Source organism: Evansella sp. AB-rgal1, assembly GCF_041820985.1.
In the GTDB taxonomy this organism is placed as follows: Bacteria; Bacillota; Bacilli; order Bacillales; family Salisediminibacteriaceae; genus Evansella.
This window is the reverse complement of sequence record NZ_JBGUAU010000018.1, coordinates 24,482-42,928: the sequence shown is the minus strand read 5'-3', so window position 1 is coordinate 42,928 and position 18,447 is coordinate 24,482. Positions and strand designations below refer to the sequence as shown.

16 protein-coding genes are annotated in these 18,447 nt (G+C 37.8%); 15 read left to right on the top strand and 1 reads right to left on the bottom strand.

Annotation, left to right across the window (positions count from 1 at the left end; translation table 11 throughout):
* Positions 1-12 precede the first annotated feature (12 nt).
* From dnaK to deoC, 6 genes are all read left to right on the top strand, one after another.
* Positions 13-1,854, top strand: coding sequence for a molecular chaperone DnaK (gene dnaK, locus ACERII_RS15895; RefSeq protein ID WP_373643656.1), 1,842 nt, complete (start codon positions 13-15; stop codon positions 1,852-1,854).
* A 139-nt stretch (positions 1,855-1,993) separates the two neighbouring features.
* A complete protein-coding gene (gene dnaJ / locus ACERII_RS15890; RefSeq protein ID WP_373643654.1) occupies positions 1,994-3,127 on the top strand; it encodes a molecular chaperone DnaJ in 1,134 nt (377 codons plus the stop codon).
* 36 nt (positions 3,128-3,163) lie between these two features.
* Positions 3,164-4,105: a 50S ribosomal protein L11 methyltransferase gene (gene prmA / locus ACERII_RS15885; RefSeq protein ID WP_373643652.1), complete on the top strand. Its 942-nt coding sequence runs from the start codon at positions 3,164-3,166 to the stop codon at positions 4,103-4,105.
* Positions 4,106-4,114: 9 nt separating this feature from the next.
* A complete protein-coding gene (locus ACERII_RS15880; RefSeq protein WP_373643650.1) occupies positions 4,115-4,867 on the top strand; it encodes a 16S rRNA (uracil(1498)-N(3))-methyltransferase in 753 nt (250 codons plus the stop codon).
* Between the two features lie 5 nt (positions 4,868-4,872).
* The gene (gene mtaB / locus ACERII_RS15875; RefSeq protein WP_373643648.1) at positions 4,873-6,216 is read left to right on the top strand and encodes a tRNA (N(6)-L-threonylcarbamoyladenosine(37)-C(2))-methylthiotransferase MtaB; all 1,344 of its coding nucleotides are present in this window, start codon (positions 4,873-4,875) and stop codon (positions 6,214-6,216) included.
* Between the two features lie 1,234 nt (positions 6,217-7,450).
* Positions 7,451-8,125, top strand: coding sequence for a deoxyribose-phosphate aldolase (gene deoC, locus ACERII_RS15870; protein ID WP_373643646.1), 675 nt, complete (start codon positions 7,451-7,453; stop codon positions 8,123-8,125).
* 203 nt (positions 8,126-8,328) lie between these two features.
* On the opposite strand, the gene ACERII_RS15865 is transcribed toward deoC, so the two are convergent.
* Positions 8,329-9,264: a Na/Pi symporter gene (locus ACERII_RS15865; RefSeq protein WP_373643644.1), complete on the bottom strand. Its 936-nt coding sequence runs from the start codon at positions 9,262-9,264 to the stop codon at positions 8,329-8,331.
* Between the two features lie 290 nt (positions 9,265-9,554).
* On the opposite strand from ACERII_RS15865, the gene rpsU reads away from it, so the two are divergent.
* From rpsU to ACERII_RS15820, 9 genes are all read left to right on the top strand, one after another.
* Positions 9,555-9,728 carry a 30S ribosomal protein S21 gene (gene rpsU, locus ACERII_RS15860; protein ID WP_013488195.1) on the top strand — a complete coding sequence of 58 codons (174 nt, stop codon included), beginning with the start codon at positions 9,555-9,557 and terminating at the stop codon, positions 9,726-9,728.
* A gap of 18 nt (positions 9,729-9,746) precedes the next feature.
* Positions 9,747-10,190, top strand: a complete 444-nt coding sequence (locus ACERII_RS15855; RefSeq protein WP_373643642.1) for a GatB/YqeY domain-containing protein — start codon at positions 9,747-9,749, stop codon at positions 10,188-10,190.
* A 291-nt stretch (positions 10,191-10,481) separates the two neighbouring features.
* Entirely contained in the window at positions 10,482-11,822 is a 1,341-nt protein-coding gene (locus tag ACERII_RS15850; RefSeq protein ID WP_373643640.1) for an NfeD family protein, read from the top strand.
* A gap of 15 nt (positions 11,823-11,837) precedes the next feature.
* A complete protein-coding gene (gene floA, locus ACERII_RS15845; RefSeq protein WP_373643639.1) occupies positions 11,838-12,839 on the top strand; it encodes a flotillin-like protein FloA in 1,002 nt (333 codons plus the stop codon).
* A 40-nt stretch (positions 12,840-12,879) separates the two neighbouring features.
* Positions 12,880-13,401 carry a hypothetical protein gene (locus ACERII_RS15840; RefSeq protein WP_373643637.1) on the top strand — a complete coding sequence of 174 codons (522 nt, stop codon included), beginning with the start codon at positions 12,880-12,882 and terminating at the stop codon, positions 13,399-13,401.
* A 276-nt stretch (positions 13,402-13,677) separates the two neighbouring features.
* Positions 13,678-13,974, top strand: coding sequence for a sporulation protein YqfC (gene yqfC / locus ACERII_RS15835; protein WP_373643635.1), 297 nt, complete (start codon positions 13,678-13,680; stop codon positions 13,972-13,974).
* Between the two features lie 6 nt (positions 13,975-13,980).
* Complete coding sequence (yqfD, locus tag ACERII_RS15830) at positions 13,981-15,168, top strand: sporulation protein YqfD (protein WP_373643633.1); 1,188 nt, start codon at positions 13,981-13,983, stop codon at positions 15,166-15,168.
* A gap of 5 nt (positions 15,169-15,173) precedes the next feature.
* Positions 15,174-16,154, top strand: a complete 981-nt coding sequence (locus tag ACERII_RS15825; RefSeq protein WP_373643631.1) for a PhoH family protein — start codon at positions 15,174-15,176, stop codon at positions 16,152-16,154.
* A 45-nt stretch (positions 16,155-16,199) separates the two neighbouring features.
* Positions 16,200-18,446 (top strand): HD family phosphohydrolase, encoded by a 2,247-nt coding sequence (locus tag ACERII_RS15820; RefSeq protein WP_373643630.1) that lies wholly within the window; start codon positions 16,200-16,202, stop codon positions 18,444-18,446.
* The last annotated feature ends 1 nt before the right edge of the window (position 18,447 follow it).

Below are 18,447 nucleotides of genomic sequence, written 5' to 3'. Positions count from 1 at the left end.
GGAGGCATTACAATGAGTAAAGTAATTGGGATTGACTTAGGTACAACAAATTCATGTGTTGCTGTTATGGAAGGTGGAGAAGCAACGGTTATTGCAAATGCAGAAGGAGCAAGAACAACACCATCCGTTGTATCTTTTAAAGATGGCGAGCGTCAAGTTGGGGAAGTTGCAAAGCGTCAAATGATAACAAACCCTAATACAATTGTGTCAATCAAAAGACATATAGGTACAGATTATAAAGTAGAAGCAGAAGGGAAAAATTATACTCCACAGGAGATTTCTGCAATTATTTTACAAAAATTAAAGGAAGATGCTGAAGCTTATTTAGGCGAAAAAGTAACGAAAGCAGTAATTACTGTTCCAGCTTACTTTAATGATTCTCAGCGCCAAGCAACAAAGGATGCAGGGAAAATCGCTGGATTAGAAGTAGAGCGTATTGTTAACGAGCCTACTGCTGCTGCATTAGCTTATGGTCTTGAAAAAGAAGAAGATCAAACTATTTTAGTATATGACCTTGGTGGAGGTACGTTTGACGTTTCTATTCTTGAATTAGGTGATGGATTCTTTGAAGTAAAAGCCACGTCTGGTGATAACAAATTAGGTGGAGATGATTTTGACCAAGTTATCATTGACTATCTAGTAGCTGAGTTCAAAAAAGAAAACGGAATTGATCTTTCAAAAGATAAAATGGCATCCCAACGTCTAAAGGATGCTGCAGAGAAAGCGAAGAAAGACCTATCTGGAGTTTCTTCTACACAAATTTCATTACCTTTCATTACAGCAGATGCATCTGGTCCAAAACATTTAGAGTTAAGCTTAACAAGAGCTAAATTTGAAGATTTATCTTCTGATCTTGTTGAAAGAACAATGGGCCCAACTCGTCGTGCAATGCAAGATGCAGGTCTTTCTGCAAGTGAGATTGACAAAATTGTACTTGTTGGTGGTTCTACCAGAATTCCTGCAGTTCAAGAAGCTATTAAAAAATTAACAGGAAAAGATCCTCATAAAGGGGTAAACCCTGATGAAGTTGTTGCTTTAGGTGCAGCAATTCAAGCAGGTGTACTTACTGGGGATGTAAAAGACGTTGTTTTATTAGACGTGACACCACTATCGTTAGGTATAGAGACAATGGGTGGCGTTATGACTAAGCTAATTGACCGTAATACTACGATTCCAACCAGTAAGTCACAAGTTTTCTCAACAGCTGCAGATAATCAACCGTCCGTTGATATTCATGTTCTTCAAGGTGAACGTGAAATGGCAGCTGATAACAAAACATTAGGCCGTTTCCAATTGTCTGATATTCCACCAGCACCACGTGGTGTACCTCAAATCGAAGTATCGTTCGACATCGATGCAAATGGTATCGTAAACGTTCGTGCGAAGGATTTAGGAACAAATAAAGAACAATCTATTACCATTACTTCTTCTTCAGGATTAAGTGACGAAGAGATTGAAAAGATGGTGAAGGATGCAGAAGCAAATGCTGAAGCAGACAAAAAGCGTCGTGAAGAAGTAGATTTACGTAACGAAGCTGACCAACTTGTTTTCACAACTGAAAAAACATTAAAGGACCTTGCTGATAACGTAGATGCTGAAGATAAAGAAAAAGCAGAAGCTGCAAAAGAGAAAGTGAAATCAGCTCTTGAAGGTCAAGATATTGAAGCGATCCGTGGTGCAAAAGATGAGCTACAAGAAATTGTTCAACAGCTTTCCACAAAGCTATATGAACAAGCTGCTCAGCAAGCACAAGCGGCACAAGGTGCAGAAGGCGCACAAGGCGAAGGACAACAAGCAAATGATGATGTGGTTGATGCTGAATATGAAGAGGTAAATGACAACGATAAAAAATAAGTAACGATTTTGCATGAGATGAAGTCAAAGTCAGGTTGCCCTTGGCTTTGACTTTTCTCTTTATAGGTGCAATGCGCTTGCTTGATTTTGGGTAGGATGTTAACATATTCGTTATGGATTAAAGTCGGGAGTGGATAGAATGAGCAAGAGAGACTTTTATGATGTACTCGGAGTTGAAAAAGGTGCATCTGAAGCAGATATAAAAAAAGCGTATCGAAAATTAGCTCGTCAATATCATCCGGATGTTAATAAAGCAGCGGATGCAGAGCAAAAGTTTAAAGAAGTAAAAGAAGCTTATGATACATTGAGTGATTCACAGAAGCGGACTCATTACGATCAGTTCGGTCACACAGATCCAAATCAGTTTGGAGGATTTGGTGGTGGAACTGGCGGTGGTGACTTCGGAGGTTTCAGTGACATTTTTGATATGTTTTTCGGTGGCAGTGGTGGTAGACGGGATCCGAATGCACCGAGACAAGGGGCCGATCTACAATACACCATGACGTTAGAGTTTAAAGAAGCTGTTTTTGGGAAAGAAACAGATATAGAGATACCGAGAGAAGAAACATGTGAAACTTGTGATGGATCAGGTGCTAAACCTGGTACGAAGCCTGAAACTTGTTCGCATTGTCATGGTTCTGGTCAATTAAATATTGAACAAAATACTCCTTTCGGTCGAGTTGTAAATCGTAGAGTATGTAATCATTGTCAAGGTACAGGGAAATTTATTAAAAATAAATGTCGCACATGTGCTGGGCAAGGAAAAGTGAAGAAACGTAAGAAAATTCATATAAAAATCCCAGCAGGTGTTGATTCAGGTCAGCAAATTAGAGTTTCAGGTCAAGGGGAACCTGGTACAAATGGTGGACCTTCAGGAGACTTATTCGTCGTGTTTAACGTAAAAACTCATGAATTTTTTAAACGCGATGGAGATGACATCTATTGTGAAATGCCATTAACCTTCGTTCAGTCAGCTTTAGGGGATGAAATTGAAGTTCCTACATTAAATGGTAAAGTGAAGTTAAAGATTCCTGCTGGGACTCAAACGGGTACTCACTTCCGATTACGTGGAAAAGGAGTACCGAACGTAAGGGGAATGGGTCAAGGTGATCAACATATACAAGTAAAAGTTGTTACACCGAAAAAGCTAACAGAAAAACAAAAAGATCTTCTTCGTGAATTTGCTGAAATAAGCGGTAACGAAACGCCAGATGAGCAAAATGATAATTTTTTTGCAAAAGTAAAAAGAACTTTTAAGAACTTTGGGGAATGATCCTCAAAAAAGAGAATATATAGGGAGTTGGTTTGGTTGAAATGGTCGGAGATATGTATTCACACTACACAAGAAGCAGTGGAGCCTATTAGCAATATTCTGCATGAAGCAGGTGCAAGTGGAGTTGTTATAGAAGATCCACAAGATTTGGTGAAGGAATGGGATACTTCCTTCGGTGAAGTGTATCAGCTTAATCCTGATGATTATCCGGAAGAAGGAGTCTTCGTCAAAGCATATTTACCAGAAAATAGCTTTTTTGCTGAGGCTGTGGATGCGATCAAAGAATCAATTAACCAACTCCGCACTTATGATATAGAAATAGGTAAAAACATAGTTTCGATTTCGGAAGTAAATGAAGAAGAATGGGCAACAGCATGGAAAAAGTATTATAAGCCTGTAAAAATATCAAATCACATTACCATTACACCAACATGGGAAGACTATAAAAAGGTACATGAAGATGAATTAATTATTGAACTAGATCCGGGGATGGCATTTGGTACAGGAACACACCCAACGACTGTATTATGTATACAAGCGCTGGAAAAATATCTAACTCCAGGAGATAAGGTGATAGATGTAGGAACAGGTTCTGGGGTATTAAGTATCGCAGCAGCCTTATTGGGTGCATCCAACATCCTTGCACTAGATTTAGATGAAGTTGCAGTAACTTCTGCTTTACAAAATGTGAAGTTAAATAAATCCGATCATATTGTATCAGTGAGACAAAATAACTTACTTCAAGATATAAATGAAAAATCAACCTTAATTGTTGCAAACATTCTTGCAGAAGTGATTGTTAAAATGACAGATGATGCCTTCACATGCATAAATCCAGGTGGTACCTTGATTACATCAGGGATTATCCAAGGAAAGAAAGAAGAAGTTAAAATCGCAATGGAAAAAAGTGGATTTCGTATTGTGGAAACAGTAGTCATGGAAGATTGGGTAGCGATTATAGGGAAAAAACCAGAATAGGTGGATACCATGCAACGTTATTTTTTGGAAAAGGAACATTTTCATAGTGATTATGTTATGATAACTGATGAAGCAGCGAAGCATATTCGCCGTGTCATGCGGATGAAAACCGGTGACACGGTCGTTTGCTGTGATGAGGATGGACAATGTTTTATTAGTGAAATAGTGGATTTACAAGAGGATTACGTGAAAGCTTCCATTCTTCTCAGAGAAGAAAAAAAAGTAGAGCTACCAGTTTCAGTTACCATCGCTCACGGTTTACCAAAAGCTGATAAATTTGAATTGGTTATTCAAAAGGCTACGGAACTAGGGGCTGCATCTTTTATTCCTTTTCCAGGGGAACGTTCTGTTGTAAAATGGGAAGAAAAAAAAGCAGACAAGAAAGTAGAGAGATGGAATAAAATTGCTAAAGAAGCAGCAGAGCAGGCGCATCGTCAAATAGTTCCTTCGGTAAAGTCTGTAATGAAAACAGAAGAACTTTGTAAGCAATTTGCCAACTACACGTATGTGTTAGTTGCGTATGAGGAGGCAGCAAAAAACGATGAGAAAAGCCAATTATTTTCTGTTTTATCGAGAATGAAACAAGGAAATACTCTCTTATTTTTGTTTGGACCAGAGGGTGGTTTTTCTGATCGTGAAATTAAGCTTTTTCAAGAACATGGAGCGATCATATGCGGTTTAGGTCCAAGAATACTTCGGAGTGAAACAGCTCCTTTATACAGCTTAGCAGCTATATCATATCATTTAGAATTGTTGGGGTGATGACAATGCCAACGGTTGCTTTTCATACATTAGGATGTAAAGTGAATCATTACGAAACAGAAGCTATCTGGCAGTTGTTTCAGCAGGCTGGTTATGAAAAAAAAGATTATGAAAGTATGTCTGATGTATATGTCATTAATACATGTACAGTTACAAATACAGGGGATAAGAAGAGTCGCCAAGTTATTCGTCGTGCCATTCGTAAAAATCCAGATGCGGTTGTTTGTGTAACAGGATGTTATGCACAAACATCTCCCGCGGAGGTTATGGCCATTCCTGGAGTTGATATAGTAGTTGGTACTCAAGACAGACATAAACTACTACCGTTTATCGAGGAATACCAGAGAGATCGCAAACCTATTAATGGGGTTGGTAATATTATGAAAGCACGTGTGTATGAAGAGTTGGATGTTCCTGCATTTACTGATCGAACACGTGCTTCATTGAAGATTCAAGAAGGGTGTAACAATTTTTGTACGTTCTGTATCATTCCTTGGGCTAGGGGGCTCATGCGCTCTAGAAAACCGGAAGATGTTTTGAAGCAAGCTACTACATTAGTGGCTGCCGGGTATAAAGAAATTGTCTTAACTGGAATTCATACTGGTGGATACGGTGAAGATATGAAGGATTATAGCTTAGCTAATTTGCTAATTGACTTAGAAAAAGTGGAAGGACTAAAAAGAATTAGAATCTCCTCTATTGAAGCAAGTCAAATTACAGATGAAGTAATACAGGTAATTGATCAATCTGAAAAAGTTGTGAACCATCTTCATGTTCCTCTACAATCAGGGTCGAATAGTGTATTAAAACGCATGAGACGTAAGTATTCTACAGAATTTTTCTTCGAGCGAATTGAAAAATTAAAAAAGGCTTTACCTGGACTTGCAGTTACATCTGATGTGATAGTTGGCTTTCCAGGAGAAACGGATGAAGAGTTCCAGGAAACATATGACTTCATAAAAAAGGTAGGTTTTTCTGAACTTCACGTTTTTCCATATTCTAAGCGTACAGGCACACCAGCAGCTAGAATGGATGAGCAAGTTGAAGATGATATTAAAAATGAGAGAGTGCATAAATTAATTACGTTATCGAATCAACTAGCAAAAGAGTATGCTTCTCATTATGAAGGAGAAGTTATTGAGGTTATCCCTGAAGAAACGGATAAGGAAAACCCTGATACAGGTTATTTCATTGGATACTCTGATAACTATTTGAAGGTGAAAGTTCCAGCGGACGAAAGCTTAATTGGTGAAATCGTAAAAGTGAAGATAGAAAAAGCAGGTTACCCTTATAATATCGGTAGCTTTGTAAGAGTCGTAAGGGATGAACCAAAGAGTGCGGTCATTTAAATGAAAAAAGCTAACGGGTATGTAAAGACATGAATCTTTGCATACCTGTTTTTAAATCTTGTAATTTCAGTAAACCTCCATGCAAGTAATAAATTTGCACCATGGCGAATGAAAATACGATATTAGAAGTTTTAGTAACATCAATTTTATATGGAATGAGCGTAAGTATGCGAACTCCAGTGGGAGCGGAGGTGTCTCGGCAACTCCCCACAGGAAAGGAGCAGACTGAAGCAAATGGAATAATAACCAACAAAGTTTGTAATACTAGATAAGTTTGACTGCCACTAACACGCGTAATTTTCAGGGTAGACACCCCATGCAAGTGAAAATTTGCACCATGGCGGATGAATACGTTATGAAGTATATTAGTACTATTAACTTTATATGCAATGAGCGCAGGTCCACGAATTCCAGTGGGAAGTAGAGCAGAGGCGAGACCCCGCAGGGAGCTTGCGCCTGAGGAGGCTTGCCAGCTCCCCACAGGAAAGGGAGCAGGCAGTAGCGAATGGAATACAAACCAACAAGATTGTTAAAACTAGATAGTTTATGCACTCTTAATAACACGTATTTTCAGGGTAGACTTCCATGCAAGTGGAAAATTTGCACCATGGCGAATGAAAATACGCTGTGAAGTAGTGGATAGTACTATGACTTTCTATGTAATGAGCGTAAGCCAGCGAGACTCCGGTGGGAGGCAGAGCAGGGGCGAGACCCCGCAGAGCTTTAGCTCGAGGAGGCTCGCCAGCTCCCCACAGGAAAGGGAGCAGGCTGAAGCGAATGGAATACAAACCAACAAAGTTGTTAAAACTAGATAGTTTATGCACTCTTAATAACGAATATTTTCAGGGTAGACCTCCATGCAAGTAAAAAAATTGCACCATGGAGAATGAAAATACGTTCTTAGAAGTTTTAGTAATCTCAACTTTCTATGGAATGAGCGTAAGCCAGCGAGACTCCAGTGGGAGGCAGAGCAGGGGCGAGACCCCGCAGAGCTTTAGCTCGAGGACGGCTCGCCAGCTCCCCACAGGAAAGGGAGCAGGCTGAAACGAATGGAATACAAACCATCAAAGTTGTTAAAACTACATAGTTTATGCACTCTTAATAACACGTATTTTCAGGGTAGACTTAATAAAATTTTGCATCTATGGAAGAATAAAAGGTAATTGTACATGTGTGAAAGGAATGGTATTCTTTCATATGGATACATAATTTTTTTATTCGGAGGATGAAATTGATGAGTTTAGAACTAGGAAGAATGATTGACCATACGTTATTAAAGCCAGATGCTACAAAATCAGAGATCATTACGTTATGTGAAGAAGCAAAAGAACATCGTTTTGCTTCCGTTTGTGTGAATCCTACTTGGGTAAAAACTGCATATGAAATATTAAAGGATACACCAGAAGTAAAAGTGTGCACGGTAATTGGATTTCCTCTAGGTGCTTCTACCTCTGAAGTAAAAGCATTTGAAACGAAAAACGCTATTGAAAATGGCGCTACAGAAGTGGATATGGTAATTAATATCGGGGCTTTAAAAGACAAAGAGGATGAAATTGTATACAGAGATATGGAAGCCGTCGTACAAGCAGCAAAAGGGAAGGCAATTACGAAGGTAATAATGGAAACTTCTTTATTAACGGATGAAGAAAAGGTGAGGGCATGTGAGCTTTCTGTAAGAGCAGGAGCTGACTTTGTAAAAACATCTACTGGATTCTCTGGTGGTGGAGCAACAGTGGAAGATATTGCACTTATGAGAAAAACAGTTGGACCAGAACTTGGAGTAAAAGCATCGGGTGGTGTACGTAATCGTGAAACAGCGCAAGCGATGGTGGAAGCAGGTGCGACACGAATAGGTGCAAGTGCAGGTATTGCAATTGTTCAAGGTGAACAAGGTCAATCAGATTATTAAAAACGAGGCGACGTTCCCAATCTAGGGAGGTCGCTTTTTATTGATAAGCGTACTATATTTTTTTGATCTGTGGATAACTTGTTGTGTCATGGAAAGAAGCCCAGCTCCTGCGCCTACTCGCTCGAGGTCAAATGTTCTGTCCGAATAGCATATGTAAATTATACTTTGTCGGACAGAACATTTGGGTGTGGATATAATCTAGGTCAGTAATTAACTGGCGTTCTATGGATCCACTGAACAAATCTTGATAATGAATGAATAAAAGGTAGAAAGATTAGCGAACATACCACATTAAATAGTAAAGCTGCATGTGCAAGTTGTTGAGAAGGTGATGATGATAGAGTTTCTACTGTCGTTGCGAGTAGATGGATAAATGGAAAAAATAAAACTATGCCAATTATGTTTACCCATATATGAGTATATGCAGTAAGTTTCGATTCTTTGCTTCCTCCGAGACTGGCTAATAATGCAGTAACACAAGTACCTAAGTTCGCACCTAACATAATGGAGATCCCTGCTGGTAACTGTAAAAGGTTTTCATTCATAAAGCTCATAGCGATTGCCGTTACAGCGGAACTGGATTGGATAATTCCACTCAGTATTACACCAATAGTTACTGCGAGTGACTCTATTTCATTTGTTGAAACGAGCCAATCATATACAATAGCCAAAGATGATAATGGATAGGATAAAGTCTCGAATCCATGCATTGCAACAAGCATACTGCTGAATCCAAAACAAAAGCATCCGATACTAAATAACAATTGACTTCTTTGTAACAACAAAAGTATCCCAAGAAATAGCAAAGGGAAAATAAGAATAGCTAAATCAAATGCTAATATTTCTAATGTAACTACTGTTCCAATATTTGTTCCTAATATTATTCCAATGGAATGACGAAAAGGAATAAACCCTGATGCAACCAAACCTACTGTGATAACCATTACTGCAGAGCTACTTTGTAATAACGCTGTTACAATGATTCCAACTATAAAGCCCTTATATGGATTATCTGTAGCTTTATAAATAATGGAAGTCATTCGCTCTCCTTGTAAGTGTAGTAATCCTTGGCGCATTACGGTCATACCAAATAAAAACAAAGCAATAAAAATTGCGAACATGGAAAAGATTTGGTTCATGAAGTTCCCTCCTCTCCTACCATGTATATGGGTAGATTAGGACAAGGATGACAAGCATTTATAAAAAAAATAAAAATATATTTCTTTTAGATTTTTATTACATTTTGACTTGAAAGCCTAGTAAAACTAATATTAATAATTATTTTTAGTACAAAAAAATAAAAAAATATTCATTTTTATTCTACTCTTTTCAGATATAAGTTGACCGAAAGTCAGCATTCGTTTATAATCAACAAAGACATGCAAATTCGTGTGTCTTTCGATTGGTTGTTTGGAGGGAGGGATACAGAATGGCAGAAACACGTGTACGTAAAAATGAATCCATAGATGCTGCTCTTCGTCGCTTCAAGAGAACCATGTCAAAAGAGGGCACATTGGCAGAAGTTCGTAAGCGCAAGCACTATGAGAAACCAAGTATTAAGCGTAAGAAGAAATCAGAAGCAGCTCGTAAGCGTAAGTTCTAAGGAGAGGGTGTATTTCCTTTGAAACTTCTTGATCAATTAAATCAAGATATGAAAGATGCGATGAAAAAGAAGGAAAAGCAACGTCTACTAATAATTCGAAATCTGAAATCAGCTTTACAAAACGAAGCGATTTCATTAGGTCACGAACTATCAGATGATGAAGCATTGACGGTTTTAAGTCGCGAAATGAAAAAGTTTAAAGAATCCCTCCATGAATATGAACAAGCCAATCGTGACGACCTTGTTGAAAAAACAAAGTCTGAGATTGAGTTCTTAGAAGTATACATGCCGTCACAATTGTCAGATGACGAATTGGACCAAATCGTACAGGAAACTGTAGTAGAGCTTGGAGCATCTTCGAAAGCTGATATGGGTAAAGTGATGGGAGCATTAATGCCAAAGGTTAAAGGAAAAGCTGACGGGAAAAAAGTCAATCAGCTCGTACTTAAATATTTAAATTAATGTAGTAAACGTCTTACGTTCAGTAAGGCGTTTTTAATTTGTATTTATAACAAAATAGATGACTTCTGGTTATTTCAATTCATTATCGTACTTTTGTTTTTCTGTTTGGATCAGTATATTTTCGTTAGCGACGATGATTTGGTTTTCTATACTAATCGTGCTGTTAGTTTTAATTCATAACGTAAATTAGTATAATAGGAATATACGTATGGAAGAAAAGTTGAAACCTTCTTTTACATGAATCGTATGTAATACATGAGTTAATTTTTGAGGGAAGGAGGATAGATCATCATGAAACGAATTAGAATAGCATTTTTCTCAATAATGATTCTATTTAGTATTGTGTTATCACTTATACCTCTGCAAGCACAAGGGGGAGGAACTGGAAAGCTCGTCTACTATATTCCTGTGGAGCAAGAGGTAGAAAGAGGATTGTTGGCCTTCTTAGAAAGGTCAATAGATACAGCCATGGAAGAAGGCGCAGATCATATTGTCTTTGAGATAAATACGCCTGGTGGGTTTGTTGATGCGGCTGGAAATATAGCAACCTTAATTCGAAATACTCCTATTCCAACTACTGCCTATGTCCTTGACCGAGCATTGTCAGCAGGTGCATATATTGCACTTAATGCAGATAGAATTGTTATGAAGCCTGGATCTACAATGGGGTCGGCCTCTGTAATTGATGGATCAGGTAGTGCAGCGGATGACAAAGCACAGTCAGCATGGCATGCGGAGTTACGGGAAGCTGCCCTACTAAATGATCGAGACCCAATTTATGCATTAGCAATGGCTGATCCAAATATTGATATTCCTGAAGCTCCTAAAGGCAAAATTTTAACTTTAACTCCAAGTGAAGCATTGGATGTTGGGTATGCAGAGACTATTGCATCTAGTAGAGAAGAGTTATTAGAGTTCTTAGGTCTTGAAAATGCACAAGAGCGTGAAATGGAAATAACGTTTGCGGAACAAATTGCACGCTTTGTAACGAATCCAATAATCATCCCTATTCTATTATCCCTTGGAAGTATGGGATTAGTACTGGAATTATACTCTCCAGGGTTTGGTATTCCAGGGATTATGGGGTTATCAGCTTTGTTTTTGTTTTTCTTCGGACATCATGTTGCTGGATTCGCAGGAATGGAGACGTTTATCTTATTTGGTGTTGGAATAGTACTCCTGCTAATCGAAATCTTTGTACCAGGGTTCGGGATATTTGGTATCATAGGAATAGGTTCGATAATAGGAAGTATGGTATTAGCTTCTTATGATACTTCAATAATTATATTCTCTATATTACTTGCAGCAGTTTTAACTATTGTAATGTCCATCCTATTTTTCAAATATGTAGGCTATCGTGGCCCGATAAAGAGGATGATACTTACGGATTCCACGAAGACAGAAGAAGGCTATGTGTCTAATGAAAATCGCCTTGATATCATCGGAAAAACAGGAGAGACTTTAACTGTGTTGAGACCATCTGGTTCGGCAGTAATCGACGACGAACGACTTGACGTAGTTTCCGAGGGAGGATATATTGGACAAGGAAAGATTATTAAAGTGGTTGCTACGGCAGGTTCACGAATTGTAGTAAGAGAAGTATTAGAACCAACAAAAATTGAAGAGAAATAAGGAGGAAGAATTTTTATGCCACAAGGAGATATTGCGTTAATTATTGTAATCGGTTTAATCATTATTGCATTTGCAGTCCTTTTCACGTTTGTACCAGTTGCATTATGGATTTCTGCATGGGCTGCAGGAGTTAGAGTTGGAATTTTTACATTAGTAGGGATGAGGTTACGTCGAGTTATTCCAGCTCGTGTTGTTAACCCCCTAATTAAAGCATCAAAAGCAGGTTTAGACATTAACATTAATCAACTAGAGGGTCACTATCTTGCAGGTGGTAATGTGGACCGTGTAGTAAACGCACTTATTGCTGCACAACGTGCAAATATTGAATTAACGTTTGAGCGTGCAGCAGCAATTGATTTAGCTGGTCGTGATGTATTAGAAGCTGTACAAATGAGTGTAAATCCAAAAGTTATTGAAACTCCATTTATTGCCGGTGTTGCTATGGACGGTATCGAAGTGAAAGCGAAAGCACGTATTACTGTTCGAGCAAACATTGATCGCCTCGTTGGGGGTGCTGGTGAAGATACAGTTATTGCCCGTGTAGGGGAAGGTATCGTTTCAACAATTGGTTCTGCTAAAAACCATAAAGAAGTTCTTGAGAATCCAGATCGTATCTCTCAAACTGTATTATCAAAAGGGTTAGATTCCGGTACTGCATTTGAAATCTTATCCATTGATATTGCTGATATTGATATCGGTAAGAACATTGGAGCTGTTTTACAAACAGACCAAGCGGAAGCAGACAAGAAAATTGCACAAGCGAAAGCAGAAGAGCGTCGTGCAATGGCTGTAGCACAAGAACAAGAAATGAAGGCCCGTGTAGAAGAAATGCGTGCGAAAGTAGTAGAAGCGGAAGCAGAAGTACCACAAGCAATGGCAGAAGCTTTCCGTTCTGGAAACATGGGGATTATGGACTATACGAATATGAAGAACATTATGGCTGACACAGATATGCGTGAATCTATTGGAAAAGCAACGGATGACGGAAAGAACGACGATAACAATCGTCGTAAGTAAAAGTGAACTCTCTTTTGCATGTAGAAAGGAGCTATGAACAATGGAAACTATATTTGAACTGTTTCAAGGTAATCCGCTCCTTCTCTTTTTCGTCATTGCTGCAATAATCAGCTTTTTACAAGGACTTGGAGGAAAGAAGAAACAAGACCCAAGAGGTCCTGTTAACCAACGTCCTCAGCAAACGAAGGAACAAGATGAAGTTGATTGGCGAGATATTTTTCGTCAAGAACAACAAGAGGAGCAATACCCTCAAACTCAACAGCAACAAAGTTCTTATCAGCGGAGTGAACCGGAGCATAAAGAAACGTATACTGCCTCTATTCATATCGATAGTGATTTAGAAAAAGCGAACTCGGAGCTACAGGACCGTTATGCGGAAATGAAGGAACGTAAAGAACGAGCAGCGAGAATGGAACAGAAACTTAATTACCAGTCACCAATTTTAAACGGGGATATAACAAGATCTAATAAAGCTTTAGATTTTCGTAATATCTCAGGTGATGAAGTTATTAAGGGAATTGTGTGGTCTGAGGTTCTAGGAAAACCAAAATCAAAAAGATAATTATTACTGTAAAAAAGGATGAACATCTGTTCATCCTTTTTTTATATTTAATAAGCAATGTATGGAGAAATATTGTATGGGAGTGTCTTCACAGAATTATGCAAGAATCGTACGTTGATAGCATACATATGGGGAGGAGGCACTCATTTAATTTAACCAGTAAAATAAATAATCTTGATTGTAGAACTCTGTCTTATAGCTTTTCTTACAAAACAGCACTTTTCTGTGATAGGAAGTTAAAATCAATCATACATATGATACGAAAGGAGGTTCATCATGAAGCAACTTAGAAAAAAACTAAAGCGGTGGATGACAGAACAAATGGACCTTCCAGCAGATGTCATGATGGACTTACCAAGGGTCACTTTAATCGGAAATTTTCATATATACATTGAAAACCATAAAGGGGTAATTCGTTTCACTCGAGAAGAACTGCGATTAAGGTTGACGGAAGGTGAGCTTTTAGTTGTTGGAAATGAGTTTATAATTAAAAATATTTTACCAGAAGAAATATTATTAGAGGGTGTTATTGAAGATATTCGTTTCATAAAAGAGGGGAGTTCTGGCAGGTGATCGAGAATGAAAAACCAGTGGGTTCATAAAATGACAGGATATGTAAGAATCAAGATTACTGGAGCATATCCAGAATTATTTATTAATCGATGTATCGACAGGAAAATGAATATTTGGAATATCCATTATGTAAAAAAGGATGTTCTAATCTGTTCTGTCTTATTGGACGAGGTTTCGCAATTACGTCATATTGCGAAAACCTCTGATTGTAAAATAAAATTCATTGATCGTAAAGGCTTTCCTTTTTTTGCCCAGAAAATGTGGCGGAGAAATGGACTCATTTTTGGTTGTATTGCCTTTTTCATATCTCTGTATATGCTTTCAAACATGGTTTGGGGTATAGAGATAGAAGGTGCTTCTCCGAAAGTAGAACATGAATTAAAAGAAGCAGTAACGGAATTAGGGATAAAGAAAGGCGCATTACAATTTAGACTCCCTCCTCCTGAAGATATACAGTCCATTATCACAGACCGGATTAGTGATGCTACGTGGATTGGTGTAACTCGAAAAGGTACAACCTATCACTTTCAGGTAGTGGAAAAAGATATTGCTGAAAGGGAACCTCTAGAAGCGCCGGGGCACATCGTTGCAACTCATAAAGCTATTATTTACGATATGTTTGTGGAAGAGGGGTTACCTCTGGTAGAACAGAATCAACTTGTGGAAAAAGGGGACATGCTTGTTTCTGGATTAATAGGAAAAGAGGGGAAAGAACAGCAAGTTGCAGCAAAAGGAAAGATCCTTGGCGAAATGTGGTATGAAGCAACTGTAAGTGTACCTTTAGAAAGAACACTTTATGCAGTAACAGGTCAACGTTACCGTACACATCGATTATTTATAGGGAAATTGGGTATCCCATTTTGGGGATGGAATCCACCTGATTATTCAAATGTGAAAGAAGAAAAATATGAAGCTTCATGGAAACTATTCGGAATGCAAATGCCTTTCTATTATGGATATACTGATATACTAGAAGCAGAAGAAATTGATATTGATTCTGCTGTAAAAGAAGCAGTAGGAATAGCGAATGAAAAAGGAAAGGAGAAGGTAAGTCATCTATTCAGTAGTGATGCGGAAATAACTGGAGAAAAAGTTTTGCACCCAACGGTGGAGAGTGGTAAAGTTATAGTAACCATTCACTATCGAATAGTGGATGAAATTGGAAAGAAACAACCGATAATTCAAGGAGACTGAGACGATTGACAGATATGAAGCAAATGATTCACCTTCCGATTCAAAATGCAAATGAAGTGCAAGCTCTCTTTGGTCCTAATGATCGTCATTTAAAACGACTGGAGGAAGCATTTGAAACAACCATTACGACAAGAGGGGAAGAGGTTTCTCTTTTTGGTTCGGATGAAAAAATCCAAAAAATTGAATCCATTTTGTTAACGCTCTTGCAATTAATTCGAAAAGGAACAACAATTCAAGAGCGTGATGTGGTATACGCTGCACAATTAGTAGAAAGAGATATGCTAAGTGAACTTGTCGAGTTGTTTGAGGACAAAATAACAGTGACTGCAAAAGGAAAACCCATTTTAGCAAAAACATTAGGTCAAAGACATTATGTGAAGGCAATTAGAAATAAGGACATTGTTTTTGGCATAGGACCTGCAGGAACAGGGAAAACCTACATCGCAGTTGTTATGGCAGTTCACGCTTTAAAAGAGGGCTATATTAAACGAATTGTTCTCACAAGACCTGCAGTAGAAGCTGGAGAAAGTCTTGGTTTTTTGCCAGGTGACTTAAAAGAAAAGGTGGATCCATACTTAAGGCCTTTATATGATGCTCTTCATGATGTTCTTGGAGTAGAGCATACAGAACGTCTAATGGAAAGAGGAACAATTGAAGTTGCCCCATTAGCATACATGCGAGGAAGAACTTTAGATGATTCTTTTGTTATTTTGGATGAGGCTCAAAATACAACAGCAGAACAAATTAAGATGTTCTTAACAAGACTTGGCTTTGGATCAAAAATGGTAGTAACAGGTGATTTAACACAAATTGATTTACCAAAAGGAAAAATGTCTGGTTTAAAAGTAGCGTTACGCATCTTAAATAAAGTAGAGGGTATATCCTTCAATCATCTACAATCAGCAGATGTAGTAAGGCATACGTTAGTAAAACGTATTATTGATGCTTATGAGGAAGACCGAGGGGAAGAACAGACTAAACAATAACTATAAATAATGATTATCTGTATATTCCTGACGAGGTGATGAAACATGGGGAAACGACCTTCCATTGATTATCAAAACTGGTGGCAAAATATAAAACATCATCGGTATATTCGATTTTTTCTATTTGTATTAATAGGGGTTATTACCTATGGATTATTAGTGACTAACGTCATCCCTGAGACATTAGAAGTGGAGCCTGGATCCATTTCTGACCAGGATATCCGGTCCCCTATAACAATAGAGCATAAAACAGAAACAGAAAGATTAAAACAACTAGCATATGAATCAATAGGTCCTATCTATACGAAAAAGACGCAATATGTAGAAAATCAAATTGCTCGGATTAATGAAATATTTCAAACGATCCGTCAAGTTCAGCGTGAAGTATCAGAACGAATAGATGAAATAGAAGCGCTGGAAGCAGAGTTGGAATTAATAGCAGAAGAAGATGTAGTAGATTCTTCGATAACAGAAGAAGATATTCCAAATGAAATTACATTAGAGGAGCAAGTAGAGCGCGTACGGAGTATTATTGCTCGACAAACGCGTGAAGAAATATCGGATGAAACTCTGATAACCTTATTACAAGCTTCGCCTGAAAATCTTGAGGCTGCACAAGAAACAACCGCGAGTGCAATTTATGATGCAATGAATGAAGAAATAAATATGGATAGAACCGAGGAAGCGAAGAACGAAGCAGAGCGAAAAGTAGTAAATTCTGCCGTAGATTCAAGTTTATTCCGCTCTATGATTGAGTTAGTAAGATTTGGAATAGTTGCAAATTATATGTTGGACGATGCTGCAACGGAAGAAGCACGAAATAATGCAGTTGATGCAGTAGACCCCGTAATGATTCGCGAAGGGCAATTACTCGTAGAAGAAGGTCAGATGGTGACGTCAGAAACATACAACCAATTGGCTTTAGTAGGACTTTTAGATGATCACTCTAACGTCTACCCTTTTGTTGGACTAGCTATTATTGTCATTCTGCTAATAAGTATGCTCGCTTATTATTTGGGTGATGCTAAAACATCATTACAAACAAATAATACTCATTTATTAATGTATGTAGTTATATATACGCTAACACTAGTAATTTTAAAACTAATAAGTTTTGCTCAAATTTCAGAAGTTACAGGAGTAACTTATATAGTACCTGTTGCAATGGGAACAATGTTAATTACAATTCTTCTGCATTCTAGAGTAGCATTGTTTACAGCAATGATATTTTCTATTGTAGCTAGTGTAATATTTAATGGACAATCATCAGGTATTCTAGATTATTCTCATGGTATATACGTATTTTTTAGTTCAGTAGCAGGCGTGTTCTTTTTAAGTAGGTCAAACAAAGTTTTTCGAATACTGCAGGCAGGATTGTTTGTTGGAGCATTAAATGTCTTAGTAATTATTGCTATTCTACTTTTACGTAGTGGTCAATTTGGATGGATGGAAATTAGTTTTAATCTAGGTTTCGGTTTTTTATCTGGTTTTATTGCAGCTGTATTGACGTTAGGATTATTGCCATTTTTAGAGGCTGCTTTTGGGGTTCTCTCTACAACGAAATTGATCGAATTATCTAATCCAAATCATCCATTATTGCGGAAAATACTGTTAGAAGCTCCTGGTACGTATCATCATAGTGTTTTTGTAGCAAATTTGGCTGAGGGTGCTTGTGAAGCTGTAGGGGCGAATGGTTTATTGGCGAGGGTAGGTGCTTATTATCATGACCTAGGAAAAACGAAGAGACCACATTTTTTCATTGAGAATCAAATGAAAATTGATAATCCTCATGATAAAATATCACCACAATTGAGTAAAACAATAATTATTGCTCATCCTTATGATGGGGTGGATATGTTAAAAGAATATAAAATGCCACGTGAAATTATTGGGATAGCAGAGCAACATCATGGTACTACGTTGCTCAAATATTTTTATTTTAAAGCAATGCAAAATGGTGAGAAAGAAATACCTGAAGAGGAATTTCGTTATCCAGGTCCAAAAGCCCAATCTAGGGAAGCGGCTATCGTTGGTATCGCTGATTGTGTAGAAGCAGCTGTTCGTTCCATGAATAAACCTTCTTCAGCGAAAATAGAAGCTTTAGTCAAAAAGATTATTACGGATCGTCTTGAAGATGGTCAATTTGATGAATGCGATTTAACGTTAAAAGAGTTGAATAAAATAGCAAAGTCTATTTGTGAAACATTACAAGGTACCTTCCATTCTAGGATAGAATATCCCGATGAAGTAGATGAAAAGATTGAGGATGAAAAGAAAGAAGGTGATCAATAAG

What these genes read in the sequence shown, in the direction of transcription:
- dnaK (WP_373643656.1), top strand. Translation starts at nt 13, where the DNA reads ATGAGTAAAGTAATTGGGATTGACTTAGGTACAACAAATTCATGTGTT.
- dnaJ (WP_373643654.1), top strand. Translation starts at nt 1,994, where the DNA reads ATGAGCAAGAGAGACTTTTATGATGTACTCGGAGTTGAAAAAGGTGCA.
- ACERII_RS15880 (WP_373643650.1), top strand. Translation starts at nt 4,115, where the DNA reads ATGCAACGTTATTTTTTGGAAAAGGAACATTTTCATAGTGATTATGTT.
- mtaB (WP_373643648.1), top strand. Translation starts at nt 4,873, where the DNA reads ATGCCAACGGTTGCTTTTCATACATTAGGATGTAAAGTGAATCATTAC.
- deoC (WP_373643646.1), top strand. Translation starts at nt 7,451, where the DNA reads ATGAGTTTAGAACTAGGAAGAATGATTGACCATACGTTATTAAAGCCA.
- ACERII_RS15865 (WP_373643644.1), bottom strand. Translation starts at nt 9,264, where the DNA reads ATGAACCAAATCTTTTCCATGTTCGCAATTTTTATTGCTTTGTTTTTA.
- rpsU (WP_013488195.1), top strand. Translation starts at nt 9,555, where the DNA reads ATGGCAGAAACACGTGTACGTAAAAATGAATCCATAGATGCTGCTCTT.
- ACERII_RS15850 (WP_373643640.1), top strand. Translation starts at nt 10,482, where the DNA reads ATGAAACGAATTAGAATAGCATTTTTCTCAATAATGATTCTATTTAGT.
- floA (WP_373643639.1), top strand. Translation starts at nt 11,838, where the DNA reads ATGCCACAAGGAGATATTGCGTTAATTATTGTAATCGGTTTAATCATT.
- ACERII_RS15840 (WP_373643637.1), top strand. Translation starts at nt 12,880, where the DNA reads ATGGAAACTATATTTGAACTGTTTCAAGGTAATCCGCTCCTTCTCTTT.
- yqfC (WP_373643635.1), top strand. Translation starts at nt 13,678, where the DNA reads ATGAAGCAACTTAGAAAAAAACTAAAGCGGTGGATGACAGAACAAATG.
- yqfD (WP_373643633.1), top strand. Translation starts at nt 13,981, where the DNA reads ATGAAAAACCAGTGGGTTCATAAAATGACAGGATATGTAAGAATCAAG.
- ACERII_RS15820 (WP_373643630.1), top strand. Translation starts at nt 16,200, where the DNA reads ATGGGGAAACGACCTTCCATTGATTATCAAAACTGGTGGCAAAATATA.